The organism is Pantoea sp. B623 (assembly GCF_024814475.1).
In the GTDB taxonomy this organism is placed as follows: Bacteria; Pseudomonadota; Gammaproteobacteria; order Enterobacterales; family Enterobacteriaceae; genus Pantoea; species Pantoea ananatis.
This window is the reverse complement of sequence record NZ_JANUXM010000004.1, coordinates 2,669,131-2,693,679: the sequence shown is the minus strand read 5'-3', so window position 1 is coordinate 2,693,679 and position 24,549 is coordinate 2,669,131. Positions and strand designations below refer to the sequence as shown.

Annotated in this window: 23 protein-coding genes; 13 read left to right on the top strand and 10 right to left on the bottom strand. The window is 54.3% G+C overall.

Features of this window, described 5'->3' with window-relative positions; genetic code table 11:
- Positions 1 to 96 precede the first annotated feature (96 nt).
- On the top strand, positions 97 to 1,599 hold the full coding sequence (gene pitA, locus NXS97_RS14255; RefSeq protein ID WP_128574381.1) for an inorganic phosphate transporter PitA: 1,503 nt from the start codon (positions 97 to 99) through the stop codon (positions 1,597 to 1,599).
- 36 nt (positions 1,600 to 1,635) lie between these two features.
- On the opposite strand, the gene uspB is transcribed toward pitA, so the two are convergent.
- On the bottom strand, positions 1,636 to 1,971 hold the full coding sequence (gene uspB, locus NXS97_RS14250) for a universal stress protein UspB (RefSeq protein WP_014604809.1): 336 nt from the start codon (positions 1,969 to 1,971) through the stop codon (positions 1,636 to 1,638).
- Between the two features lie 423 nt (positions 1,972 to 2,394).
- Here uspB and uspA point away from each other — a divergent pair, with 423 nt between their 5' ends.
- A complete protein-coding gene (gene uspA, locus NXS97_RS14245; protein WP_014604808.1) occupies positions 2,395 to 2,832 on the top strand; it encodes a universal stress protein UspA in 438 nt (145 codons plus the stop codon).
- A gap of 53 nt (positions 2,833 to 2,885) precedes the next feature.
- On the opposite strand, the gene rsmJ is transcribed toward uspA, so the two are convergent.
- Together rsmJ and prlC are read right to left on the bottom strand one after the other, a co-directional pair.
- Entirely contained in the window at positions 2,886 to 3,635 is a 750-nt protein-coding gene (gene rsmJ, locus NXS97_RS14240; RefSeq protein WP_014604807.1) for a 16S rRNA (guanine(1516)-N(2))-methyltransferase RsmJ, read from the bottom strand.
- A 7-nt stretch (positions 3,636 to 3,642) separates the two neighbouring features.
- Entirely contained in the window at positions 3,643 to 5,685 is a 2,043-nt protein-coding gene (prlC, locus tag NXS97_RS14235; protein WP_029569250.1) for an oligopeptidase A, read from the bottom strand.
- Positions 5,686 to 6,056: 371 nt separating this feature from the next.
- Between prlC and NXS97_RS14230 the strand changes: the two genes are divergently transcribed.
- The gene (locus tag NXS97_RS14230) at positions 6,057 to 6,899 is read left to right on the top strand and encodes a 23S rRNA (adenine(2030)-N(6))-methyltransferase RlmJ (RefSeq protein ID WP_013027606.1); all 843 of its coding nucleotides are present in this window, start codon (positions 6,057 to 6,059) and stop codon (positions 6,897 to 6,899) included.
- A 61-nt stretch (positions 6,900 to 6,960) separates the two neighbouring features.
- Positions 6,961 to 7,776, top strand: coding sequence for a CPBP family intramembrane glutamic endopeptidase (locus NXS97_RS14225; RefSeq protein WP_019106357.1), 816 nt, complete (start codon positions 6,961 to 6,963; stop codon positions 7,774 to 7,776).
- Between the two features lie 3 nt (positions 7,777 to 7,779).
- Here the strand turns inward: NXS97_RS14225 and rnz are convergent, their stop codons facing one another.
- On the bottom strand, positions 7,780 to 8,691 hold the full coding sequence (gene rnz / locus NXS97_RS14220; RefSeq protein ID WP_116220161.1) for a ribonuclease Z: 912 nt from the start codon (positions 8,689 to 8,691) through the stop codon (positions 7,780 to 7,782).
- A 124-nt stretch (positions 8,692 to 8,815) separates the two neighbouring features.
- On the opposite strand from rnz, the gene gorA reads away from it, so the two are divergent.
- A complete protein-coding gene (gorA, locus tag NXS97_RS14215; RefSeq protein ID WP_116220162.1) occupies positions 8,816 to 10,168 on the top strand; it encodes a glutathione-disulfide reductase in 1,353 nt (450 codons plus the stop codon).
- A gap of 59 nt (positions 10,169 to 10,227) precedes the next feature.
- On the opposite strand, the gene NXS97_RS14210 is transcribed toward gorA, so the two are convergent.
- Positions 10,228 to 11,358, bottom strand: a complete 1,131-nt coding sequence (locus NXS97_RS14210; RefSeq protein WP_014604803.1) for an ROK family transcriptional regulator — start codon at positions 11,356 to 11,358, stop codon at positions 10,228 to 10,230.
- A 299-nt stretch (positions 11,359 to 11,657) separates the two neighbouring features.
- Here NXS97_RS14210 and NXS97_RS14205 point away from each other — a divergent pair, with 299 nt between their 5' ends.
- From NXS97_RS14205 to NXS97_RS14175, 7 genes are all read left to right on the top strand, one after another.
- Positions 11,658 to 12,431: an inositol monophosphatase family protein gene (locus NXS97_RS14205; RefSeq protein WP_116220163.1), complete on the top strand. Its 774-nt coding sequence runs from the start codon at positions 11,658 to 11,660 to the stop codon at positions 12,429 to 12,431.
- Between the two features lie 292 nt (positions 12,432 to 12,723).
- Positions 12,724 to 13,824 (top strand): ABC transporter ATP-binding protein, encoded by a 1,101-nt coding sequence (locus tag NXS97_RS14200; protein ID WP_014604801.1) that lies wholly within the window; start codon positions 12,724 to 12,726, stop codon positions 13,822 to 13,824.
- Positions 13,821 to 14,687 carry an ABC transporter permease gene (locus NXS97_RS14195; RefSeq protein ID WP_014594834.1) on the top strand — a complete coding sequence of 289 codons (867 nt, stop codon included), beginning with the start codon at positions 13,821 to 13,823 and terminating at the stop codon, positions 14,685 to 14,687. Before NXS97_RS14200 ends, NXS97_RS14195 begins: the two co-directional genes overlap by 4 nt.
- On the top strand, positions 14,687 to 15,523 hold the full coding sequence (locus NXS97_RS14190; RefSeq protein WP_014594835.1) for an ABC transporter permease: 837 nt from the start codon (positions 14,687 to 14,689) through the stop codon (positions 15,521 to 15,523). The genes NXS97_RS14195 and NXS97_RS14190 overlap by 1 nt, the downstream gene beginning before the upstream one ends.
- A 31-nt stretch (positions 15,524 to 15,554) precedes the next feature.
- Entirely contained in the window at positions 15,555 to 16,658 is a 1,104-nt protein-coding gene (locus NXS97_RS14185; RefSeq protein WP_259232279.1) for an extracellular solute-binding protein, read from the top strand.
- A gap of 37 nt (positions 16,659 to 16,695) precedes the next feature.
- The gene (locus tag NXS97_RS14180) at positions 16,696 to 17,442 is read left to right on the top strand and encodes a glycerophosphodiester phosphodiesterase family protein (protein ID WP_013027616.1); all 747 of its coding nucleotides are present in this window, start codon (positions 16,696 to 16,698) and stop codon (positions 17,440 to 17,442) included.
- A gap of 199 nt (positions 17,443 to 17,641) precedes the next feature.
- Positions 17,642 to 18,721 (top strand): porin, encoded by a 1,080-nt coding sequence (locus NXS97_RS14175; RefSeq protein WP_013027617.1) that lies wholly within the window; start codon positions 17,642 to 17,644, stop codon positions 18,719 to 18,721.
- Between the two features lie 106 nt (positions 18,722 to 18,827).
- Here NXS97_RS14175 and NXS97_RS14170 read toward each other — a convergent pair whose 3' ends face one another.
- The 4 genes from NXS97_RS14170 to NXS97_RS14155 all read right to left on the bottom strand — a co-directional run bounded on the left by NXS97_RS14170 (position 18,828) and on the right by NXS97_RS14155 (position 22,916).
- Positions 18,828 to 19,763, bottom strand: coding sequence for an alpha/beta hydrolase (locus NXS97_RS14170; RefSeq protein WP_013027618.1), 936 nt, complete (start codon positions 19,761 to 19,763; stop codon positions 18,828 to 18,830).
- A 170-nt stretch (positions 19,764 to 19,933) separates the two neighbouring features.
- The gene (locus tag NXS97_RS14165; protein WP_015699351.1) at positions 19,934 to 20,272 is read right to left on the bottom strand and encodes a hypothetical protein; all 339 of its coding nucleotides are present in this window, start codon (positions 20,270 to 20,272) and stop codon (positions 19,934 to 19,936) included.
- 30 nt (positions 20,273 to 20,302) lie between these two features.
- Positions 20,303 to 21,646 (bottom strand): sodium:proton antiporter, encoded by a 1,344-nt coding sequence (locus NXS97_RS14160; protein ID WP_116220164.1) that lies wholly within the window; start codon positions 21,644 to 21,646, stop codon positions 20,303 to 20,305.
- Between the two features lie 61 nt (positions 21,647 to 21,707).
- On the bottom strand, positions 21,708 to 22,916 hold the full coding sequence (locus tag NXS97_RS14155) for an MFS transporter (protein WP_014594837.1): 1,209 nt from the start codon (positions 22,914 to 22,916) through the stop codon (positions 21,708 to 21,710).
- Positions 22,917 to 23,009: 93 nt separating this feature from the next.
- On the opposite strand from NXS97_RS14155, the gene NXS97_RS14150 reads away from it, so the two are divergent.
- Positions 23,010 to 23,942 carry a LysR family transcriptional regulator gene (locus tag NXS97_RS14150; RefSeq protein WP_014594838.1) on the top strand — a complete coding sequence of 311 codons (933 nt, stop codon included), beginning with the start codon at positions 23,010 to 23,012 and terminating at the stop codon, positions 23,940 to 23,942.
- A 61-nt stretch (positions 23,943 to 24,003) separates the two neighbouring features.
- Here the strand turns inward: NXS97_RS14150 and NXS97_RS14145 are convergent, their stop codons facing one another.
- Complete coding sequence (locus NXS97_RS14145; RefSeq protein ID WP_014604798.1) at positions 24,004 to 24,507, bottom strand: TIGR00645 family protein; 504 nt, start codon at positions 24,505 to 24,507, stop codon at positions 24,004 to 24,006.
- Between the last annotated feature and the right edge of the window lie 42 nt (positions 24,508 to 24,549).

Sequence of the window (24,549 nt, the reverse complement as noted above, 5' to 3'; positions counted from 1 at the left end):
TTTAGTCCAAATCATGACTATATTTTCCTTTCCCAGACAGCATGTTGTCGCGGATAATGCGCCGCGTTCATGTCCTCCAAAAATGGCGTAACGTCTATGCTACATCTGTTTGCTGGTCTAGATCTTAGCACCGGCCTGTTACTGATACTTGCTCTGCTGTTTGTATTGTTTTACGAAGCAATTAACGGCTTTCATGATACGGCCAACGCGGTTGCGACGGTCATCTATACCCGTGCCATGCGGGCGCAGCTTGCCGTTTTAATGGCAGGCGTCTTCAACTTCTTTGGTGTATTGCTCGGCGGATTAAGCGTGGCTTACGCTATCGTGCATATGCTGCCTACCGATCTGCTGCTGAATGTCGGATCGGCCCACGGTCTCGCCATGGTCTTTTCCATGCTGCTGGCGGCGATTATCTGGAACCTGGGTACCTGGTATTTGGGCCTGCCCGCGTCCAGTTCCCATACCTTAATCGGCGCGATTATCGGCATTGGCCTGACGAACGCGTTGATGAGCGGCACATCGGTCGTTGATGCGCTTAACATCCCGAAAGTGCTGAATATTTTCCTGTCTCTGATTCTTTCCCCTATTGTCGGACTGGTGATAGCGGGCAGCCTAATCTTTCTTCTCCGCCGTTACTGGAGTAACACCAAAAAGCGTGCGCGTATTCATATGACGCCCGCCGATCGCGAGAAGATTGATGGCAAGAAAAAACCGCCTTTCTGGACGCGCACGGCACTGATTATCTCCGCCATTGGTGTCAGTTATTCACACGGTGCGAACGACGGGCAGAAAGGCATTGGCCTGATCATGCTGGTTCTGATAGGCGTTGCGCCAGCCGGCTTCGTGGTGAATATGAACGCATCGGGTTATGACATTACGCGTACACGGGACGCGGTCAATCATCTTGAGCAGTATTATCAACAGCACCAGGCCTCACTGAACCACATCATCGAGATGGCGCCGCCTAAGCTGCCTACGCCGGAAGAAGTGGCGCCGGTATCATCGACAGAGTTTCATTGCGACAGTGCACGTGCGCTGCAGGCCGTGCAACGTGCTCAGTTGCTGCTGAACAACCTGCAAAGCTACAGCGATCTGTCCGTCGAGCAGCGTAGTCAGATGCGTCGCCTGCTGCTGTGTATTTCCGACACCGCCGATAAAGCGGCGAAGCTGCCGGAAACCTCTCCAGACGATAAACGTTTCCTGGGCAAGCTCAAAGGCGATCTGTTGAACACCATTGAGTACGCGCCGGTATGGATCATCATGGCGGTTGCGCTGGCATTAGGCGTCGGCACCATGATCGGCTGGCGTCGCGTGGCCACCACCATCGGTGAGAAAATTGGTAAGAAGGGCATGACCTATGCGCAGGGCATGTCTGCGCAGGTGACGGCGGCCGTGTCGATAGGCATCGCCAGCTACACCGGCATGCCGGTCTCCACCACGCACATCCTCTCTTCTTCCGTTGCCGGCACCATGCTGGTTGACGGCGGCGGCTTGCAGAGCAAAACCATCAAAAACATCGCCATGGCGTGGGTATTTACCCTGCCGGTCTGTATTTTGTTATCGGGTTCGCTCTACTGGATAGCGCTGAAACTCATCTGATTCGGCGGCATACCAGGGCGACTTCGGTCGCCCTTTTTAATGCCAGATGGCCAGCGCAATCAGGCTAATAATCACCAATCCACACAGTGAACTGGTTAAGATAAACAGACCTCTCACCCGCTCACACCGGCGAATGAATTCGTCGTCATGATGATCAAGATAGCGCCTAGCCCAAATGTAACGCACCAGCCGCACCTGCTTGCCGGGCTGACCATGGGATGTGAAAAACCCCGCGCCATCAACATACTGATAAAGCAGCGGATCACAGCCACGCAGAACCACCAACAGCGCACGCAGCGATGAGAAATAGCGCGCCATATTCACAATACATACCACACAAAGAGCCCAAAAAAGCGCGATAGTGCTGATCATGTCATCCTCCTTACCGGCACCGCAGCAGGGTACTGAGCGCGCACCCTGTTGAACAGTCCCTGCAGAATTAGCCAACAACCCCATAAAGCGATTTGTAGTTTTATTTTGAATCATCAGAAAAGTAGCAACCGTGTGACGCAGGCTGCTTTTTCCAGTTTAGGAGAAATGTTCAATTTTTTACCAGCGAGGATTTTCGTTTTATACGAGTAAAAATCGTTCATCATTGATCTTATTCACAACCCAGGCGGCTTCAGAAGCATTTGTTAACACACAGGGCTATACTTTCAGGTATAACAACATCATCGCCTGTGCTGTACATTAATCATCTCGGTGGCGCTCATCGCCCGTTCGCGCAATGGATTTCGCAACTGTGACGCGTCTGGAAACCGCTGCCATTCTGAATCTCGTGGAAGGAGTTATATCATGGCTTATAAACATATCCTGATTGCAGTCGATCTTTCGCCAGAAAGCCAGTTGTTAGTGGATAAAGCTGTCTCACTCGCGCGCCCTTACGACGCAAAAATCTCGCTGATTCATGTCGATGTTAATTACTCGGATCTCTACACCGGCCTGATTGATGTCAACCTCGGAGATATGCAAAAGCGTATTTCTGAGGAAACGCATCTGGCGCTAAAAAGCCTGTCCGATGCCGCGGGCTACCCTATCACCGAAACCCTGAGCGGCAGTGGCGACCTGGGGCAGGTGCTGGTGGATGCGATTAAGAAATACGATGTGGACATGGTGGTGTGCGGTCATCATCAGGACTTCTGGAGCAAGCTGATGTCGTCTGCCCGCCAGTTGATCAATACCGTGCACATCGACATGCTGATTGTGCCGCTGCGTGACGAAGAGGATGAATAATTCGCGAGCGTTAAGCCGGTGCGACTGAGGTGCCGACCGGCTTAAAACCACGATTAAGACAGAGGCGGATAGATATCGAAGCGGTGGCTTTTGGTGACCACCGCAGACTGCGTGGCAACACCGGCCAGCGGTGGCGCGTAGTCGGGACGCTTCACCACAATACGTTTCTTTGCCAGACGGCGAGCCGGTGCCAGCAGTGCGTCGGCATCTTCATCCGCCCCCACCAGCGACTGAAAGACCCGCATCTCTTTTTTTACCATGGCGCTTTTTTGCCGATGGGGATACATAGGATCGAGATATACCACGTCCGGCTGCGGGGTAATATCGGTCAGAGCCTGAATGCTGGAAGCATGAATCAGCGTCAGGCGTTCGCGCAGCCAGCCGCCAATTTCTGCATCTTCATAGCCACGCGTCAGCCCGTCCTCCAGCAGTGCGGCCACCACCGGATGGCGCTCCAGCATGCGAACCCGACAGCCCAGCGCGGCCAGCACAAAAGCATCCCGTCCTAATCCGGCGGTGGCGTCCACCACATCGGGCAGGTAGGTCCCTTTTATCCCCACCGCTTTCGCGACGGCTTCACCGCGGCCACCGCCAAAACGACGTCGATGTGCCAGGGCACCGGAGGCGAAATCCACAAAGATGCCCCCCAGTTTGGGCTCATCCCGTTTGCGCAGTTCAAGATGTGTGGCGGTCTTCACCAGCGCCAGCGCGGCGTCATCACAGTGCGTCAGTTGCCAGCGTGCGGCTAAAACAGGTAAGGCGCCGTCACCGGCGCCTGTCTCATCAAGCAAACAGATTTTCACGTACGGCTTATCCCTGAATACCGTAGTGTTCCAGCATGGCATCCAGCTGTGGTTCACGGCCGCGGAAGCGTTTAAACAGCTCCATCGGTTCTTCTGACCCGCCGCGCGTCAGAATATTGTCGAGGAAGGACTGCCCGGTTTCCCGGTTGAAAATCCCCTCTTCTTCAAAGCGCGAATAGGCATCGGCTGCCAGCACATCAGCCCACAGATAGCTGTAATAGCCCGCTGCATAGCCACCGGCAAAGATATGGCTGAAGGCATGAGGGAAACGTCCCCACTCCGGGCTGGGGACCACGGCGACTTTGCTTTTCACTTCGCGCAGGGTTTCGAGAATCTGTGCACCTTTTTCCGGATTGAATTCGGTATGCAGGCGGAAGTCGAACAGGCCGAACTCCAGCTGGCGCAGGATAAACAGCGCCGCCTGGTAGTTTTTCGCCGCCAGCATTTTATCCAACAGTTCTTTAGGCAGTGGCTCACCGGTTTCGTAGTGCCCCGAAATAAACGCCAGTGCTTCCGGCTCCCAGCACCAGTTCTCCATGAACTGGCTAGGCAGTTCCACGGCGTCCCATGGCACGCCATTAATGCCGGACACGCCCGCCGCCTCGATGCGCGTCAGCATATGGTGCAGGCCGTGACCGAACTCGTGGAACAGGGTAATCACTTCGTCATGCGTAAACAGCGCAGGCTTGCCGCTTACCGGACGGTTGAAGTTACAGGTCAGGTAAGCCACCGGTTTTTGCAGGCTCCCGTCCGCTTTACGCATTTGGCCCACGCAGTCGTCCATCCATGCGCCGCCGCGTTTGTGTTCGCGAGCATAGAGATCGAGATAGAAACTGCCGCGCAGCTCGCCGCTTTCATCGAACAGATCAAAGAAGCGGACATCCGGATGGTAAACATCGACGTCAGTGCGCTCTTTCGCGGTAATACCGTAAATGCGCTTCACCACTTCAAACAGGCCGGACACTGCACGCGACTCCGGGAAGTAAGGGCGCAGCTGTTCATCGCTGATGGTATAAAGATGCTGCTTCTGCTTTTCGCCGTAGTAGCTGAGATCCCATGGGTTCATGGTTTCTACGCCGAACGCTTTCTGCGCAAAAGCGCGCAGCTGCGCCAGCTCTTTCTCACCCTGTGGACGGGCGCGATCGGCCAGATCGTTCAGGAAATCGATCACCTGTGCCGGGCTCTGTGCCATCTTGGTGGCCAGGGATTTATCCGCGAAGGAGTCGAAGCCCAGCAGCTGCGCCAGCTCGTGCCGCAGCGCCAGCTCTTCCGCCATAATCGGACCGTTATCCCATTTACCCGCGTTAGGGCCTTGATCGGAGGCGCGGGTCGAATAGGCGCGGTACATCTCTTCGCGCAGCGCGGCATTATCGCAATAGGTCATGACCGGCAGATAGCTGGGGATATCCAGCGTCAGTAACCAGCCTTCCTGCCCTTTGGCTTCCGCCTGGGCTTTCGCTGCGGCCAGCGCGCTTTCCGGCATGCCCGCCAGCTCGCTTTCGTCCGTAATCAGCTTGCTCCAGCCCATTGTGGCATCAAGCACGTTGTTACTGTAGGCCGAGCCCAGCTCGGAAAGACGCGCGGCAATTTCGCCGTAACGCTGCTGCTTGTCTTTTTCCAGACCGATACCGGAAAGCTCAAAATCACGCAGTGCGTTATCGACCGCTTTCTGCTTTGCCTGATCCAGCGAAGCATAATGACTGCCTTCTTTCAGATCGCGGTAGGCCTGATAAAGCCCTTCGTGTTGGCCCACCCAAGTACTGTATTCAGACAGCAGCGGCAGCGTTTGTTCGTAGGCTTCGCGCAGTTCCGGACTGTTTTTAACAGAGTTCAGATGGCTGACCGGTGAAAAGATACGGCTCAGGCGGTCATCGGTTTCTGCCAGCGGCTGAACCAGGTTATCCCAGGTGTAAGGTGCGCCTTGCGCCACCACTTTTTCCACCATTGCGCGGCATTCATTCAAAACGTCGGTTACGGCGGGCACCACATGTTCAGGCTTAATCGCTGAAAACGGGGGAAGTGTGAACGAGGTGAGTAACGGATTGGTCATAGCGCAGTCCTTTAACAATGTGTGGGGCGCGACGGCTCGCGCGACGCAATTTAATTAACATGCGGTCGGATATCACGAAAATCAATGGCGCGACCGACGGTGATTTCAACAATGGTGCGAATAGTGATCCTTCTGACAATGAGATCAATCATAGCTGAGGACAAAACAGGCTATCACTTTCCTGTCGCTGAATACGTAACGGAGGTTAACAGCCTGTGGCAGATTGCTATGCAAAGTGTAAAGCGGTCTGAACAGGGAAAACCGGCTTCACGGGCGACGGATGCGCGAAATGCCAGCAATTATTCCCGTCTGTCGGTATAATCGGGCCAATATCACTATTTTTAGCTTCAACCGCGGAAATCCCCTTTTTTATGCTGAGTTATCGCCACAGTTTTCACGCCGGCAACCATGCCGATGTGCTTAAGCACACCGTACAAAGCCTCATCATCACCGCCCTGAAAGAGAAAGAAAAACCGTTTTTCTATCTTGATACACATGCAGGCGCAGGACGTTATCAACTGAGCGGCGAGCATGCAGAGCGTACCGGCGAATATCTGGAAGGCATTGGACGCATCTGGCAGCAGCCGGATGCGCCCGCACTGCTGCAACCCTATTTTGATGCGATTCATGCCCTGAACCGCAGTGGAACGCTGCGTTACTATCCAGGCTCCCCACTGATCGCCCGCCACTTGCTTCGCCCGGAAGATAAGATTCAACTGACCGAGCTGCATTCCAGCGATTTTCCCATGCTGCGCACTGAGTTCAGTAAAGACAGCCGCGCGCGCGTTGAAAAGGCCGATGGCTATCAGCAGTTAAAATCAAAGCTGCCCCCGCTTTCACGCCGTGGGCTGGTGCTGATCGATCCACCTTATGAAATGAAGAGTGATTACCAGGCGGTCGTCAAAGGCATTCAGGAAGGCCACAAGCGCTTTGGCACCGGCGTTTATGCCCTGTGGTATCCGGTTGTCATGCGTCAGCAAATCAAGCATATGCTGCGCGATCTGCAGGCGACCGGCATTCGAAATATCCTGCAAATTGAACTGGCTGTGCGTCCTGACAGCGATCAGCGCGGGATGACCGCCTCCGGCATGATTGTGATCAATCCCCCCTGGAAGCTGGCCGATCAGATGAATACGCTGCTGCCGTGGTTACACCAGAAACTGGTACCGGCAGGTACAGGTCATTTCAGCGTAAACCAGATCGTTCCTGAATAACGCCTTTCCCGTTTAGCGTCGCCGGTTCAGTTACGGCGGCGTGATATCGCAGGTCATTTTTATGTGGATTATTCTGGCAGGCGCCCTGGCGGCTCTGCAACCGGCGAAACGCCTCTCTCTGTTACTGCTGGCACTGGCAACGGCTCTGGGTGTGTACCAGAACGTGCTGGACTGGCCCGTTACCCTCGTTTTTGCTGCGGTGGCAGCGCTGGTCGCGTTTCGTATTTACGATCGCCGCAGTCGCGTGTGGCAGGGCATAAGCGAGGTGCTCCTGGTCGTGATGGCCGCTGCGCTGCTGCTGCATGTTATTCCCGGCTTTAACAATCCGCGTCAAATCGATGCCGTTCAGGTAGGCGCACGCAGCCTGCCCTTCTCTTTTTCGTTTAATTTTGACAAAGCCCTGATCCCCTTCCTGTTGCTGGCCTGTATGCCGACGCTGTTCAAAGCTGAGGCGCACCCACCGCCCACGCCTCTGTTATGGCTGGTACCCGTGGCGGCGATTCCGCTGCTGTTAGTCAGCGCGGTAGGGCTGGGTGGGCTGGCATTTGAGCCACACCTGCCTGACTGGCTGGGCGCGTTCGCACTGGCCAACCTGTTTTTTGTCTCGCTGGCAGAAGAAGCATTTTTTCGTGGCTATCTACAGCAGCGGCTGCGCCAGAAATGGGGCGGCACAATCGCCCTGGTGGCCACCGCCTTGCTGTTTGGCCTGGCGCATGCGTCCGGCGGCGTACTGCTGATGATATTTGCCGGGCTGGCCGGGCTAATTTATGGCCTGGTCTGGCACTGGAGCGGCCGGCTTTGGCTGGCAACAGCCTGCCATTTTGCACTCAACATGGTTCATCTGTTGTTGTTTACCTACCCGGCACTGATGCATTAGTCGTTACAGCGTAAAGACGGCCAGGTCATACGCCATCTCGGTTTCGGGGAAAATGGCCTGGCACTCTGCCAGCAAACGCGTCATGTCTCTGGCGAGATAGCGTGAGCTAAAATGCGTGGCGATCATCCGTTTTGCACCGGCCTGCTTTGCTACTGTAGCGGCCTGCACGGTAGTTGAGTGACCGCGCCCGTTGGCTTTTTCCGCCAGCGCATCCTCCAGCGTGGTTTCGTGCACCATCACATCCACATTGGCCGCCAGCTGTAACGCCACCTCGGTGGGCGCCGTATCGCCAAAAATCGCCAGGGTTTTTCCTTTAGTGGACGGCCCCAAATACGCCGCGCCATCAATGGTGCGTCCATCTTCCAGCGTGATACTTTCTCCCTGCTTCAGCTGTTGATACCAAGGGCCACGGGGCACACCTTCCGCTTTGAGACGTGCGGCATCCAGAAAGCCGGGCTTGTCTCGCTGTTCAATACGATAGCCAAAGCAGTCAATAGTGTGATTCATCGGCCAGGCCGTGACACGAAACTCGCCATCATCCAGCACCTCGCCCGCCGCAATCTCGCTCACCTCAAGCGGATAGTCGGTGTACGAGCTGGACAGGGAAAGTGCGCTATCAACAAAGGCTTTCAGTCCTTTTGGGCCGTAAACCGTCATCGGCGTGGTCAGCCCGGCCATTGAACGGCTGGTGAGCAGGCCCGGCAGGCCAAAAATATGGTCACCGTGCAAATGGGTAATAAAGATTTTATCGAGCTTGCCGGGTTTAAGATCGGATCGCATAAACTGAAGCTGAGTGCCTTCACCACAGTCAAACAGCCAGGTGTCGCCACTGCTTGCCCGGGTGAAGGCAATGGCGGTGACGTTACGCTGCAAGCTGGGCGCGCCACCGCCCGTGCCAAGAAAAGTCAGGTGCATGCTATGCTTCTCTGTAAGTAGTGGAAAAATATGGCCTGTTACAATCATAGGCGCAATTTTTGCGACACCGTGCCCTGCGGCGTTACACTCTATATCAATTTCCATGTAACCGGATGATACTTCAATGACCCGACATTATGACTATCTCGCCATCGGCGGCGGCAGCGGCGGTATTGCTTCGATTAACCGTGCAGCAAGCTATGGCCAGAAGTGTGCCTTGATAGAAGCCAAAGCGCTGGGCGGAACCTGCGTCAACGTAGGCTGTGTGCCGAAAAAAGTCATGTGGCATGCCGCGCAAATCGCCGAGGCCATTCATCTTTACGGGCCTGATTATGGTTTTGATACCACGGTAAACCGCTTCGACTGGGGCACGCTGGTCAAAAACCGCAGCGCCTACATCGACCGTATTCACCAATCATACGACAATGTTCTGGGGAAAAATAAGGTCGATGTCATCACCGGTTTTGCCCGTTTTATTGATGCGCATACCGTTGAAGTCAATGGCGAAACCATTACGGCCGACCATATTTTGATCGCCACCGGGGGACGTCCGAGCCATCCCTCTATCCCCGGAGCGGAATACGGAATTGATTCAGATGGCTTCTTTGAACTTGATGCGCTGCCAAAACGGACCGCGGTGATCGGTGCCGGTTATATCGCGGTTGAGCTGGCAGGCGTGGTCAATGCGCTGGGCTCGGAAACCCATTTATTCGTCCGTAAACATGCCCCGCTGCGCAGCTTTGATCCGCTGATTACCGATACGCTGGTTGAGGTCATGAACGCGGAAGGCCCAACGCTGCATACCGAGGCGACACCAAAAGCCGTCGTGAAAAATGCCGATGGTAGCCTGACGCTGCAGTTGGAAAATGGCAGTGAATACACCGTGGATTGCCTGGTCTGGGCGATTGGCCGGGTGCCGGAAACCGACAGCCTGAATATCGAGGCGGCGGGCGTTTCGCTGGATGAAAAAGGCTATATCAAGGTCGATAAATTCCAGAATACCAACGTGCCAGGCGTTTATGCCGTTGGTGATAACACCGGCGCCGTTGAGCTGACGCCGGTAGCGGTGGCGGCAGGTCGTCGCCTGTCTGAGCGGTTGTTTAATAACAAACCCGATGAGCACCTGGATTACAGCAATATTCCTACCGTGGTGTTCAGCCATCCGCCGATCGGCACCGTGGGCCTGACGGAGCCGCAGGCGCGCGAGCAGTACGGTGATGACCAGGTAAAAGTCTACAAATCGTCCTTTACCGCAATGTATACCGCGGTGACCCAACATCGCCAGCCGTGCCGCATGAAGTTAGTCTGCGTCGGCCCGGAGGAGAAGATTGTGGGTATTCACGGCATCGGCGGCGGAATGGACGAGATGCTGCAGGGCTTTGCGGTGGCGTTGAAAATGGGCGCGACCAAGAAAGACTTTGATAACACCGTGGCGATTCACCCGACGGCGGCAGAAGAGTTTGTGACGATGCGTTAATCCGCTTACGCGCATAACGTAGCGCTGCCCGCTGACCCTGTGGTCTGCGGGCAGCAGCCTCAATTAAAATAGGTCTCCCGCAGCGGCGTCAACGCCGCCCCCAGCGCCGAACTGTCCCCTTCGATCTCGCTCAGCAGAATATCCGGATATTCCGCAGAAATGTTCCAGCGTTTACCCGAACTGATGCGCGGCATGGCTAAAAACATTTCGCCCAGCTTACGGGGAATCTCGCCCCCTAATATGATGGCTCCGGGATCGATCACCGCATTCATGGCATCCATTGCCCGATGCAGGTTTGGCGTGACGTCTTCTACCCACTGTTGCGCAATCGGCCAGGCCGGATCGAATTTATGATTGAGATCGCGAATATCTTTAATTTCAATACCGCCGTTACGTAACCGATCGATCAAGATCCCCAGGGCCGGGCGCAGCTTGCCCTCTTCCGGCGTAAAAATACGGCTGATCTCCCCCGCATTTCCAAACGCACCCTGGAACGGTTTACCGTTAATCACGATGCCACCGCCAAAACCATAATTAAAAGAGAGATAGCCAAAGGTATCGTATTTCAGCCCGGCGCCTAAAAAGGCTTCAGCGTGCGCCGCCGTTGTGGCGTTATTTTCAATCCATACTGGTCGATCAAATAACATAGTAATTTCACGGCGCAGATCGATGCCCATCCAGTTTTTTAAAGGTTCAGGCGGATTGAAATACTTTCGTGATTCATAAAGAAAGCCCGCCATGCTGTATCCCACACCACAGACTTTGTCTGGCGAAATACCGTATTGTTTCAAGGTATCCAGATAGTGATGTTTGATATTGAGTAAGGTACGGGCAGGATCGCGCGGATGCGTATCCAGTACGCAGTATTCTGTAATACCGCCCCGGAAATTAATCAGGCTGGCGGCAACGCTGTCTGAGTTAATAGAGATGCCGTAACCATAACGCGCATTCGCATTCAGTGATAACGATGGGCTGGGCTTGCCTCTTCCCTGGGACGGTGATTCCCCCAGGCTGAGAAAGCCGTTTTCGGTCAGCGTATCAACAATGCGGTGAACAGATGACTGATTCAGAATGGTTTGCGAAACCAGCGAGGAGCGGGAAATGCCATCGTTGCGGCGGACAAGCTCAAGAATGAGTTTTTCACTGCGATTAAGTTCGACTTCATGACCAGCGGAATATCCATGAACCACAGCGTTGTCCTCACCGTATTAAATAATGGGTTCTGTTAATACCCTAGCATGCTTTTATGCAGGACGAATAGTAAAGGCCCCTGCCTTTACGTTTTAATAAAATGTGCTGATTTTCAGCTTCTCCGGCCCGGTTTTTCCCGATCATAAAAGCATCATAATAGTGAAACATAACGGAGAGACACTCTAATATCATGCAATGAGCATTATATTAAAAGCGAGCCTTATGTCCGGATGGGCACTTTCATGTGCGTAGGGTTCTGTCTTCATTCACATGCTTCTTCTTATACATCAGGTAAACAATGGAAACGCGCTTAAAGGTTGCTGAACGCATCGCACAAGAGGCTTCACTTTTGGCTCTTGACTATTTCAGACAGCTGAGTGAATTAGCGATCTGCGAAAAAAGGCCGCAGGATGTCTTCAGTGAAGCCGATCGGGAAGTGGAAAATCTGATTCGGCAGCGCCTGGAACACCATTTCCCACAGGATTCTGTTGTTGGGGAAGAGCATGGCGGTGAGCTCAGCGCCAGCTACTGGTCTGTTGATCCTATCGATGGTACGAGTAACTTCCTGCGCGGCTCGTCATTGTGGGGGATTTCTGTTGGCTATGTGCACGATGGCGAGCCGGTTATGGGCGTGATCGTCCATCCGGTATTAAACCTCATGGTGAGCGGCGGCAAAGAGACAGGGGTTTATCTGAATGGTGAACCCTTTGAACGGCCAGTGGTTGCCGAGGCGCTGAAAACCGTGGCGATTGGCGACAGTCCATCATGGGATTTCACCCATCAGCTCTGTATTGAAAAGGTCTATCGGGACGACGGCTGGAATGTGGTGCGCTATCGCTGTGCCACCGTAGGTTTAACCTTTAGCGTGCTGGGTTACGTTGACGGTTATCAGGAATGTTTTAGCAGCATGTGGGACGTTTCTGCGGGTTATGCACTCTGTAAAGCGGCCGGACTGGATGCGCATCTTGCCGGCACACAGGAAAAAAGCAGTACACATGTTAGTGTCGGTACGGCTGAAATGAACCGCCTTTCCGCCCAGTTTATCCCTCACCCTCGTTTTACTCCCGCCTGACCACGCATTGCCCCCGGCTTACCTCATCACTGCATTTCAGGACAGCGTTCCCCCGCTGTCCTGCCCTCTGTGCGCTTGCTGATACAACAACCTTGTCCTTCGCCTCAAATATTAATCACAACGCATTAAAATGGTTAGCACGTTAAACGTACGATTTCAAAGTGATCCTTCATTTAGCTGTTATATATAGGTTTTAAAAACTTAATAAATTCTTAACCTGTCTGAAATTGCTTAAATTCACTACAGCAAATTATTATGCGTCTCGCATTAATTAAGAAGTCCCTGGCATTATATGACGGAGCAGCCCAACGTGAACACGCTAGAAATACACAATGCCATGCTGACGTTCGACGATTTTGTCGCGCTGAACGGCATTTCACTGCAGGCCAAAAAAGGACAATTTGTTTCCCTGCTTGGCCCATCTGGCTGTGGCAAAACCACGCTGCTTAAAGTTATTGCCGGCTTTTACAGTCTTGATAGTGGCGAAGTACTGATCCACCAGCAGGACATGCATCATGTAAAACCTGAACATCGCGACACGGCGATGTGCTTTCAGTCCTATGCGCTTTTTCCTCACCTTTCCGTTGCTGAAAATATCGGGTTTGGCCTCAAGCAAATGAAGATGGCGAAAACGGACATTCACGATCGCGTCGCGCAGACCGCCGCTCAGGTATCGCTGAATGCGCATTTGCCTAAACTGCCCGCGCAGTTATCCGGCGGTCAGCAGCAGCGCGTGGCGCTTGCCAGAGCGCTGGCCGTGCGTCCGGAAATCGTGTTGTTCGATGAGCCGCTGTCAAATCTGGATGCCAAATTACGCGACAAGGTACGACTGGAGATCAGACAGCTTCAGCGCTCCCATGGGTTTACCGCCATTTATGTTACCCACGACCGTGCAGAAGCCTTGTCGATGTCTGACATTGTAGTGGTCATGAATGCCGGAAAAATTGAGCAAACCGGTACGCCGGATGAGATCTATTATTCCCCGGTAAACCGCTTTGTCGCCGGTTTCGTCGGTCAGGCTAACGTCATGAAAGCCCGCGTAGTGGATAGCGACAGCAGCACCGGTATTTATCGCATTGCGTGCGTACTGGGCGAAATGGAGATCCATAGCCATGTGCCGCCCGTCTCGGACAAGGTCTATACCTTCTGGCGCCCTGAGGATGCCTTACTCAGCGAACACAGTGCCGGGAAAAACACGCTGGCCTTCGAGATCGGTGCGGTGAGTTTTCTGGGCAACCTTTCTGAACTCCAGGTTCATCCGCTGGGCCATGAAGAAACGGAATATCAGTGGTGTATCCAGCTGGTCGGTAAAAACCACATTCGCGAAGGTGACAACGTTAATTTCTCTATTGCGCCAGACAAGATCCGCTTTTTACGGGAAAGCTATTCATGAAAACGCGCAACCGGAACAGGCTCTGTTGGTTGCTGGTCCTGCCTGCGGTCGCGCCGGTCATCATCACTCTGGTGCTGATTGTGATCATGGCGTTGGCGCAATCCGTTGGCCTGTTTAATTTTGGCGCACCGGCGCACTTCACGCTTCAGTACTGGCAAACCATTCTGAATGACAGCCAGCTGTGGCGCGCGACAGGCTATTCGCTCAGAATCGGCGTGCTCAGTGCAGTGCTGTCCGTTGCCCTGGCGCTTCCGCTGGCACTGTGGCTGAGAAAGCCGTTTCCCGGCTCGATGCTGATGGGCGGCTTACTCAAAGCCCCGCTGATGGTACACGGACTGGTGGCTGCGCTGCTGTTTATCAACCTGATTTCCTGGCAGGGCTTTATTAACCTGGGCTTGCTCAAGCTGGGGATCATCTCGCACCCCATCAGAATGCAGAATGACCGCTGGGGAATTGGCGTGATTATTTTGCAGGTCTGGAAACAGCTTCCCTATGCGCTGCTTATCATTACCGGCAGCCTGCGCGCGATTGGTGACGAAATTTTTAATGCCGCGCGGGATTTAGGCGCCGGCAAGACTGCCCGGTTGTTACAGATCATCCTGCCCTTATCTATCAAGTCCGTTCAGGTATCGCTGGTGCTGATCTTCATCGGCGCCTTGGGTGACTTTTCATTTCAGGTCGTTGCGGGGCCAACCAGCGTGTTCTCTCTTTCGCAATACATGCTGCGCTTCCCTGAAATCAGCGCGCAGGGCTGGAATCTTGCGGCCGTTGTCGCGGTAATTTTGATGCTGGCGGCTTTTATCGGTGCAGTGGTGCTTGCCACCCTGGCGAAGTGGCTACAACAAGCCGGAGAACAGAGATAATGAAAGCCAGAGAGACGTTATCCCCGCTGCGAATCGTCATGATGATCCTTATCACCGCCCTGTTTATGCTGTGGCTGGTTATTCCCTTTATGTTGACCGTCCTGTGGTCACTGGTCGATAAAACCCATCCGTGGGCATGGCCAGATGCCCTGCCGCCGGTTCTCTCACTGGGACGCTGGGTGGAGGTATGGACCACGACCGCGTTACCCCAGGCGCTCAGGAACAGCTATTTACTGGCGGCAACCGTCTCCGTCTGCACGCTGATGTTGGCTCTGCCTGCCGCGTGGGCGTTTGGCAGAATGTCGTTTACGGGCAAACACCTTTTACAGAATGCGATCTTACTGCCGCTTATCGTTCCGGGCTTTGTCGTCGCGCTGTTTTTTTCCATGTTGCTCAACGTGGCGGGCATTCACAGCCGGTTTGGTGGCATTTTGCTGGGGCATATTATTATCTTGATGCCTTATGCCGTGCGCATTCTGACCCTGTCATTTTCGCAGATACGCCAGGACACGCTCGATGCAGCACGAGATATGGGCGCTTCGGTGATCAACCGTTTTTTAGTGGCCTGCCTGCCCACCATCAGACCGGGAATATTTGCTGCATTAATTATTGTCTTTACGTTATCAATAGAAGAGTTCGCCATAAGTTTCATTGTTGGCTCACCCGATTTTATTACCGTCCCTACCATTCTGTATTCTTATCTGGGTTATAACTTTATTCGACCCAATGCGGCGGTTATTTCTTTAATGCTGGTTGTGCCAAATGTCATGTTGATGTTGATTGCAGAAAAATTACTGACAAAAAATCCTGTCGCCTCCTTTGCAGGAAAAGGCTGACAGTCTTTAACACGCGTTATTGGGGAAAAATATGTTCAGACTCGTTGCTGCAATATTATTGCTGGCCGGGGCTTTCTGTAGCCAGGCTCAGGATTTAACCTCGATGAACTGGGAACAGATTGTCGAACAGGCGAAAAAAGAAGGGAAATTAACCTGGTATCAATGGTATTACCAGGACCGTTTAAAAGAGCAGGTCAGCCTGTTTGAAAAACAGTACGGTATTAACGTTACCCTGTCTGAAGGCACATTGCAGGGCAACATTAATAAACTCATGGCTGACCGGGGACGGGAAACGGGCGATATTGATGTGTTTTCGATTGGCGGGGGCGCATTCGGTACCGTATCGCCTCAGCAAACGTTTTTTGGCCCGCTTAATACACTGCTGCCGGAAGGCAAAACCCTGAACTACACCATTGAGGGAACGGACAGTAAAGGCTATGGCGTGGCATTTTGGGGCAACCAGACCGGTCTGGCCTACGATTCGCGCCGCCTGAAAGAAAGTGAGTTGCCACGAACCCTGCCGCAGATTACGTCCTTCCTGCAAAGTCATCCTCAGGAATTTGGCTTCAACGTTGAAAACGGCGGTTCCGGCCCGGCCTTTATTGAATCGGTAACGCGCACGCTGGTACCGGGTTTTGATTTCACCAAAGGCGACGCTGATGTAAAAAGCCTGACGGCTCTGCAGCCCGCCTGGAACTGGTTCAAACAGCAGCGCCCCAACTACATCATTACGGCCTCCAACGCCGACAGCGTCACCCGACTGGTCAGCGGTGAGTTCCTGCTGGTCCCCGCCTGGGAAGATTACCTGGTGGGATTAGAAAACCACGGTGAAGTCCCGAAAACTATCCGGCTGTATATCCCCGATTTCGGCATGCCCGGCGGCGGAAATATGGTGGCGATACCTAAAAACGCGCCCCACAAAGCGGCAGCGTTGCTGTTTATCCACTGGTTGACGCTGCCCACCACCCAACGGCTGTTCCAGCAGGTTTATGGCATTAAGCCTCAAAACAAAGAAGTGAATCGTGATGCCGGGCTGATCAATAGCAAAGAGCGCGTTCATGGCACTCAGTTCATGCCTAAACCGCTGGGTGATGAAGTCAGGACCGAATTCTCTAACCAGGTTTTGCTTAAGTAGACCTGCGATAAAACCCTAACAGAAGGTAAAGCCAAGAATGTCGACCAAAAAACACCCTGCACGCGTAGTGAACGCCCGCCTGATTGCCCATCGGGGAGCACCGCTGCTGGCACCGGAAAACACGCTGCCTTCGTTTCAGGCGGCGGTTGAACGCGGAGCGACGTGGATAGAGGTGGATGTCAAACTCACCAAAGATATGCACCCGGTCATTATTCATGACGATTCCGTAGACCGGACAACGAATGGCAAAGGCTATGTGGCAAATTTAACCCTGGATGAGATCCGGTCGCTGGAGGCTGGCGTGTGTTACGGCCACCTCTTTAAAGGCGTGAAAGTGCCTACGCTGGCTGAAACTGTGGGCTTTGTACTGGATAAAGGCGTCGGGCTGCAACTGGAAATCAAACCCACCTCCGGGCAGGAAGTGGAAACGGCGGAGATTGCGATCGCTCAGTTGAAGTCGCTGTGGCCAGCGAGCGAGAAGAAGTTATTTATCAGCAGCTTCTCTGAGATTTCGCTGCAGGTTGCCGCCAGGCTGATGCCTGACGTACCGCGTGGGCTGGCGGTTTGCGTCCCGCCAAAAGACCCGGCGGCGCTCCTCGCCAGAACAGGTTGCCAGATCCTGCATTTCCTGGGTGACTTCGCAACGGACGAAGACCTGACGCGCCTGGCCCGTTCAGGTATTGAATTCGCGATTGCCACAATCAATGACCCGGTGCTTGCCCGAAAATATATTGATGCGGGCGCACAAACGGTATTAAGCGATATACCCGACTTGGCATTTTGAATAAAAAGTCCATCAGGATCTTCTCTGCCTGAATGCAATAACACCAGGGAAAGCCATTATAAAAAATGGCCATAAATTTTATGGCCGCTATACCCATTTTATTATTTAGTCATTAAATAAGACGAAAGTGATATTGCAATAAATACCGCCCTGAGCGGTAACATCCTCATGCTTCAGTTAACTGATAAGGGTAGATGATATGCACAATAAAATAAAAACAGTCGCGCCGTATGCAATGTGTTTTCTGGTCTCATTTTCTGCATGCTCCGCCGAGATTTATAATAAAAGTGGAAATAAGCTCGACCTGTACGGTAAAGTCGATGCGCGCCATGTTTTCTCAGATAATATTGCAGAAGATGGCGACAACTCTTATGCACGCCTGGGTTTTAAAGGTGAGACGCAAATTAATGATAAGCTTACCGGTTATGGTCAATGGGAATATAATTTCCAGCTGAATCACAGTGAAGGCGGTAGCGATGCGCAAACGGGTAATGCCACACGCTTAGGGTTTGCCGGTCTGAAACTCGCCGACTTCGGCTCGTTCGATTATGGCCGTAGCTTTGGGGTACTGTATGTTGCCTCTGCCTATACGGATATGGCACCGATCTATGGTTCCGGCACCATGACCACCAACGATAACTTCCTGTCAAAACGCTCAACCGGCCTCGCGACCTGGCACTCTCCGGACTGGGGCGGGTTAAAGTTAACCCTGCAGTATCAAGGGAAAAATGACCGCTCAACCGCCAAACTGGCTAACGGAGATGGTTACGGTGCTGGCCTGACTTACAGCATTACCGATGGGCTGAGCATTGCGGCGGCAGGGATGAAAGCAAAACGGACACTGACTCAGCAAGCTGACGGTCAGGGAGACGATGCCACCGCCTGGGTAACCTCTGCAAAATATGACGCCAACCAGATCTATCTGGCCGCCATGTATGGCGAAGCCAATGACGTTACGCCTTATGGACAGCTGGCACAGGTCGCCGACAAAACCCATAACTTTGAGGCGATTGCACAGTACCAGTTCCTGAACGGTTTGCGCCCTTCTGTCGGTTTTGTCACGCAGCGTGGCGAAAACCTGCAGGGCGCTGGGAATTTTGCCGGGGGCAGCCAGACGATGCAGAAATATATTGCGGTGGGCACCTATTACTATTTCAACAAGAACATGCTGACCTACGTGGACTACCGCATTAACTTACTGAAGGAAAACGATTTTACGCGCGCCACCGGCATTACGACGAAAAACAGTATCGGTATGGGCCTGACCTATCAATTCTGATCCGCCTGTTGCTGCTTCGTCCTGTGTTGCTTCAATCCTGATCATCGCTCATTTAGCGAGGCCGGCAAATGCCGGCTTTTTTTACGCCTGCCGCAGGAAGCGTCAGTCAGGACAGAACGGAGGCGTGCCTGACCGCCAATGCGCCCTGACTGAGGTTTTCCAGCCATTTAACATAGGCCTGATCCCACAGCGCGGCAGGTGTACCCGCTTTGCCGAGTCCAAAACCATGCCCCCCGCTGGACAGCTGAATCAGCTGCACCGGTACGCGGTTGCGGCGACAGGTGTCACGCATGAGCTGGGTGTTAAAGGGTTTTGAGGTGTGATCGTCTCCGGCCTGAGCCAGGAACGTGGGCGGATAGAGATTCGTCACATAGTTTTGTACTGACCAGCTGGCTTCTTCTTGCGGACTGGCGTCATTGCCCACCATCATCAGGTGCGTGTTGGTATGCTGATAGGGCGCTTCAAGCGTAATCACCGGGTAAATCAGCCCAACACTGTCGGCTTTAGGGACTTCCTGATCCAGCCTGTCCACCGGCGGATATGACTGAAATTCCGGGCGCGCCGCCGCCATGCCCAGTAAATGCCCCCCAGCCGAAAACCCCAGGACATGCACTTTTCGTTCAAACGAACGTATCAGGCGCAGCGCGCGCTGTGCATCCTGTAAGGGCGCGAGGTTGCCAGCCTGCCATTTCTCGCGCGGTAAGCGGTAGCTGAGCACATAGGCGGTATAACCGTTAGCATTTAACCAGTGCGCGACGGGCCAGGCTTCGCGTCCCATACCAATCCACCGATAGCCTCCCCCGGCCGCAATCAGCACCGCTTCGCCATTGGGATTTTCTGGCCTGAAGCGTTGAATCGCCGGGCTGACAATATTCGACCATGAACCCCAGGCGTCCACGCGCAATGTTCCAGACGGCCCACCGCCGCCGGGCGGTTCGTCCGGCCAGAGAGGAATAATATCATCGCGGGCAAACAGTTTGCTGGTAGCCAGTGAAAGCGCAAGCGCTCCTGTGCCGAAAATAAAGCGTCGACGCGTAATCATGATGCCTGTTAAATCAATGCCATAAAGGTCAGCCGACCCTTTTGGCCCGCTGCGTTTTTATTATGTATCGCACATTTGGTTAAGACGCTGGCGATTATGTACGCAATCGGTAGGGAAAATCCATTAAAAAACGCGCCATTTTAGCGCGTTTATTGGCGAATTAACTGCGGTTAATCTTCCTGCTGAAACTGCGTCATCACCGTTTGTTCACACTGTTGAGTATTGGTGCGGAGTTTGGCGCGTTCTTCATCACCCAGCTGCAGCCAGGCGCTGGCCACTTCATTGGCCAGCTCTTCATCAAATTCAGGCTTGCTGACGGCAGAGGAGGACTGCGATCCTGCCACGCTGGCCTTCATTTTTTCCACATACTGGTCGGCTGTCGAAACGCTTTTTTCACTGCTGACAATGTGACACAGCTGGCTTGCATACACGCTTTCTTCACTATTGTCTTCCGCCAGCGCGCTGCCCGACGCCAGCATGCTCAGCAACAGTATCTGAGATATCTTCATCATCTACTCCCGTTATCAGTTAATTCACTCTCATGACTGGCGTTGTTTCGCCTCCAGTCGGGCCTGGCGCCAGTTGAGCAGCGGCGTCACCGAAATACCGTGAACCACGATACTGCACACCACCAGCGTCAGCGCCATATCAGCCATTATCGTTGCTTCTGCGCCCCCCATGCCATGGACCCAGGCGAACGCAATATAGTTAAGGCTCCCAATACCGCGGATACCCAGCCAGCCAATCAGCAACCGCTGAGGAAGCGGCATGCCCGTCCCGAGGGTAACCAACCATACCGCCAGGGGGCGCACCACGATAAACAGCAGCAGTCCAAGGAAGATGCCCTGAATGTTCCAGTGGTATGCCATGGTTACGCCCAGTACCACCATCATGATGGCAGCCAGCAAACGTTCAATAGTATCGCCAAAAGAAAGCGCGTCGCCTACTACTAAACCAACGGATTTCACCATGCCACTGCTGCGTTGCTGCAGGCGCTTGTTGGGATTGACCAATGCCTCTGCAGGCAGTAACCGATCGTCGTCCGACATATCGTCTGGCTGGTAACGCTTAAAGACGCCCAGCTCAGCACGGCGCAGCCCAAGACCGGCGGCAAAGGTGGCCAGAAAGCCTGAAGCACCCAGCCATTCCGCCAGGGCGTAGCTGAGCGCGATCAACGCCAGCGCCAGAAAGTCGTTGGGGGCGCAATCCCCATGCGCATTGCGAAGCCGGGTGGCCAGTAAGCCAACGAGTCGGCCCAGGCCAAATCCCAGCAGGATACCGCCGCCGATGGCCCACACGACGTCGACAGCAGCCCAGTGCGCCAGCATGCCTGCACTGAGGTTTTCGCCGTTGAACAGCAGCAAAGCCAGCACCAGCAACGGCAGCGCTGAACCATCATTCATGCCCGCCTCGCTAGAAATGGCGACGCGCAAGGCGTCATCGTCCTGCGCGTCGCTCACCGAAATCAGGCTAGCCAGTACCGGGTCGGTGGGCGCAACAATTGCGCCAAACGCCAGTGCAACGGGCCAGGACAACCCGACCAGCCAATGAGACAGCAGCGTCATGGCCGCCACCGTCATCAACATCGCCGGAAAGGCCAGTAAGCCTCCGGCTCGCCAGCTTTTCGCTTTAAGCGGCAAGCGTAATTTGAGCCCCGTAATAAACAGTGACGCAGCCATCGTGATTTCGGTAATGTGCGTCACCAGTTCCGTATGGCGAATGATATCAATCTCGATAACATCAAACATCCACGGCCCACAGGCGATCCCGGCTAACAAGAAAAGACCAAAAGAGGTCACTGGGCCACGGTGGATCCACCCTGATGCCAGTGACATTAATAACAGAAGACAGCCCGTCGCAGCTGTCCAGGCAATAAAGTTCATAACGCACCGTTTTAATTGAGTTTATGACTAAGCCTGGCACATTTGCTGACGGGCGGAAGGATCAGTCCTTGAGATGACGACTGGCGAGCCGCACCATCAGGCTGGCAGCGGCGGCGAGCGTGGACAACACCACAACGCCATTCCAGCCCCAGTGGGCAAGCGCCAGGCTGCCCAGCGCCGCACCGCTGGCCATGCCGATAAACACGATGGTAAACAGTAGGGCGTTAAGACGACTACGTGCATCGGGTACCAGACCATAAATCAGCGTTTGATGGGCGACCAGCGTGGCCTGCACGCCTAAGTCGAAACCAAGCGTGCTGATAACGATGACGACCAACTGACCGGGGAGCGACAGCAGCGGCAGCAAAAACATCAGGGCGAAGGCCGCCGTGACCAGGCCGGCACCAAACTGGGTCACGCGTGCCGGGCCGAGTCGATCGGCCAGGTTACCCGCCAGCGGCGCGGCCAGTGCACCCGCCGCCCCTGCCAGACCAAAGGCACCGGCGATGGCACTGTCAAAGTGAAAACGTTCGCTGAGCATGATCGCCAGCGTAGACCAGAAGGCGCTGAAGCTGACAGAAAGCAGTCCCTGAGCCAGGGCCGCGCGCCGCAGGGTCTGGTGTTCGCGCCACAGGTGAACCAGCGATAAAAGCAGGCGGGGATAGCTTACCGACGTGCCGGGCGTAAAGCGCGGCAGCACACGCCACAACGTCAGGCTAATCAGAAACACAGCCAGAGCCGCGATAATATACATGGTGCGCCAGCCAAAATACTCTGCCACCACGCCGCTGACGACCCGGGAGAGTAAAATGCCTACCAGTAATCCCGTCATTACCGTACCCACGGTTTTACCCCGGCTGTGCGCCGGTGCCAGCGCCGCCGATGCCGGAACAATATCCTGCGCCACGGTCGCCGTCAGGCCGGTGACAAAGCTGGCGATGAGCAGCGCGCTGATGCCGCCGGAAAACCCACACAGCAGCAGCGCCATCACCAACAGCAGCCCTTTGATCAAAATTATCGTGCGGCGATCGTGGCGATCGCCAAGCGGGGCCAGCAGCAGAATACCTAAAGCATACCCGGCCTGCGTTAACATCGGCACCATGCCTACGGTGCTCACACTGACCTGAAACTGCTTACCGATGATATCCAGCATCGGCTGACTGTAGTAAATCGAGGCCACGCTCAGGCCCGCGCCGGCAGCCAGCGTAAAGACCAGGGGGGCGGGCAGGCGTTCAGTTGAGTGGGGAGTCATAGTTTTTACCGCTGACATGGTTACATCCTCAAAAAATAGTGTGGCAAGTAAAGCCTGTTTTTGACATACGCGGTAGACTAATAAAAAGCAAAACGGTTATACGTGGAACGCATGAGCAATTTCAGTAACAGCGATCGTATCGAACTGATGCACACCTTTATTCGCATTGTCGAAAGCGGCAGTTTGTCTGCCGCAGCGTTGCAACTGGGTATTACGCAACCGACAATCAGTCGCCGGTTGCAGTCTCTTGAACAGGGGCTGGGGCTGAAACTGATTCTGCGCACCACCCATGCGCTAAAGCTGACTGATGATGGTGAGCGTTGCTATGCACAGGCCCGGCAGCTCCTGGCAACCTGGCACGCGCTGGAAGATGAACTGACCGGCGCCGGCAGCGATCCGGTTGGCATTTTGCGGGTGCGCGCGCCCCACGCTTTTGGCCAGGATCAGCTGGTCACACCGCTGGTGAACTTTATGCGCCGCTATCCGCGTTTGCGCATTGAATGGATGCTGAACGACAGGACGCCAGACTTCGTCGCCGAGAACGTGGACTGTGCGATTCAGGTGGGGGCACTGACCGACCCTTCTGTTGTAGCCGTGCTGCTGGCCGAAGTGCCGCGCATTGTTGTCGCTGCGCCCGCGCTGCTTCAGCAATATCCCCCGATTAACCAGGTGGCGCAACTGGGCGATTTGCCGTGGCTGGCGCTGACGAGTTTCTACCGTAACGAGATCGCATTACAACATAAAGACAAGGGGGAACCGATGAATCTGCCTATCGTTCCCCTGCTCAGCAGCGACAGCCTCTTCGCCGTGCGCAAAGCTGCGCTGGCGGGGCTGGGAACCGCTATTCTGTCGACATGGGTCATTCAGGAGGATCTGGCACAGGGCAATCTGATTCAGCTTATGCCGGAATGGCAGGCTCCCCCGTTGCCAGTCTGGCTGACCTATCCGTGGGCGAGCTATTATCCCGCCAGGCTGACCGCCTTCTTTGCCATGATCAAAGCGGTATTTCCGCATCTGACGGGCGCGCGGCCCGCTTCAGGCTGAAAAAGGCCTCCCCCACCGGGGAAGCCGTGTCACCGGACGGCGTCCAGGGGGTTGCCGTCGATCAGACGTTTTTCTTTTCCGCTCGCGACATGTTGTCCAGCCAGCCCATCACGAAGGCAGACAGGACAAAGGTCAGGTGGATGATGACGTACCACATCAGCTTGTCGTTTTCGACATTGCGCGCATCCATAAACACCCGCAGCAGGTGAATGGAGGAAATCGCCACAATCGAGGCCGCGACTTTATTTTTCAACGAGCCGGAATCCATCTTGCCCAGCCAGCTCAGCTTCTCTTTGCCCTCGTCAATGTCGAGTTTGGACACAAAGTTTTCGTAGCCTGACAGCATAACCATGACCAGCAACCCACCCACCAGCGTCATATCCACCAGCGACAGCAGCAGCAAAATCAGATCGTTTTCTGCAATGCTAAAAATGTTGGGCAACAGGTGAAAAATTTCCTGGAAAAATTTGACGGTGAGCGCCAGCAGTCCCAGCGAAAGTCCAATGTAAACCGGAGCCAACAACCAGCGCGATGCATACATCAGGTTTTCGGTAAAACGTTCCATAATTTCCCAATCATAATCAGTAAGGTCGCGCATTATAACCGA

Excerpts from the sequence above, each read along its gene's own strand:
- NXS97_RS14150 (WP_014594838.1), top strand. The coding sequence starts at position 23,010 with ATGAGCAATTTCAGTAACAGCGATCGTATCGAACTGATGCACACCTTT.
- pitA (WP_128574381.1), top strand. The coding sequence starts at position 97 with ATGCTACATCTGTTTGCTGGTCTAGATCTTAGCACCGGCCTGTTACTG.
- NXS97_RS14175 (WP_013027617.1), top strand. The coding sequence starts at position 17,642 with ATGCACAATAAAATAAAAACAGTCGCGCCGTATGCAATGTGTTTTCTG.
- uspB (WP_014604809.1), bottom strand. The coding sequence starts at position 1,971 with ATGATCAGCACTATCGCGCTTTTTTGGGCTCTTTGTGTGGTATGTATT.
- NXS97_RS14205 (WP_116220163.1), top strand. The coding sequence starts at position 11,658 with ATGGAAACGCGCTTAAAGGTTGCTGAACGCATCGCACAAGAGGCTTCA.
- prlC (WP_029569250.1), bottom strand. The coding sequence starts at position 5,685 with ATGACCAATCCGTTACTCACCTCGTTCACACTTCCCCCGTTTTCAGCG.
- NXS97_RS14190 (WP_014594835.1), top strand. The coding sequence starts at position 14,687 with ATGAAAGCCAGAGAGACGTTATCCCCGCTGCGAATCGTCATGATGATC.
- NXS97_RS14230 (WP_013027606.1), top strand. The coding sequence starts at position 6,057 with ATGCTGAGTTATCGCCACAGTTTTCACGCCGGCAACCATGCCGATGTG.
- NXS97_RS14180 (WP_013027616.1), top strand. The coding sequence starts at position 16,696 with ATGTCGACCAAAAAACACCCTGCACGCGTAGTGAACGCCCGCCTGATT.
- NXS97_RS14200 (WP_014604801.1), top strand. The coding sequence starts at position 12,724 with ATGACGGAGCAGCCCAACGTGAACACGCTAGAAATACACAATGCCATG.
- NXS97_RS14145 (WP_014604798.1), bottom strand. The coding sequence starts at position 24,507 with ATGGAACGTTTTACCGAAAACCTGATGTATGCATCGCGCTGGTTGTTG.
- NXS97_RS14185 (WP_259232279.1), top strand. The coding sequence starts at position 15,555 with ATGTTCAGACTCGTTGCTGCAATATTATTGCTGGCCGGGGCTTTCTGT.
- NXS97_RS14165 (WP_015699351.1), bottom strand. The coding sequence starts at position 20,272 with ATGAAGATATCTCAGATACTGTTGCTGAGCATGCTGGCGTCGGGCAGC.
- NXS97_RS14170 (WP_013027618.1), bottom strand. The coding sequence starts at position 19,763 with ATGATTACGCGTCGACGCTTTATTTTCGGCACAGGAGCGCTTGCGCTT.
- rnz (WP_116220161.1), bottom strand. The coding sequence starts at position 8,691 with ATGCACCTGACTTTTCTTGGCACGGGCGGTGGCGCGCCCAGCTTGCAG.
- NXS97_RS14160 (WP_116220164.1), bottom strand. The coding sequence starts at position 21,646 with ATGAACTTTATTGCCTGGACAGCTGCGACGGGCTGTCTTCTGTTATTA.
- uspA (WP_014604808.1), top strand. The coding sequence starts at position 2,395 with ATGGCTTATAAACATATCCTGATTGCAGTCGATCTTTCGCCAGAAAGC.
- gorA (WP_116220162.1), top strand. The coding sequence starts at position 8,816 with ATGACCCGACATTATGACTATCTCGCCATCGGCGGCGGCAGCGGCGGT.
- NXS97_RS14155 (WP_014594837.1), bottom strand. The coding sequence starts at position 22,916 with ATGTCAGCGGTAAAAACTATGACTCCCCACTCAACTGAACGCCTGCCC.
- NXS97_RS14225 (WP_019106357.1), top strand. The coding sequence starts at position 6,961 with ATGTGGATTATTCTGGCAGGCGCCCTGGCGGCTCTGCAACCGGCGAAA.
- NXS97_RS14195 (WP_014594834.1), top strand. The coding sequence starts at position 13,821 with ATGAAAACGCGCAACCGGAACAGGCTCTGTTGGTTGCTGGTCCTGCCT.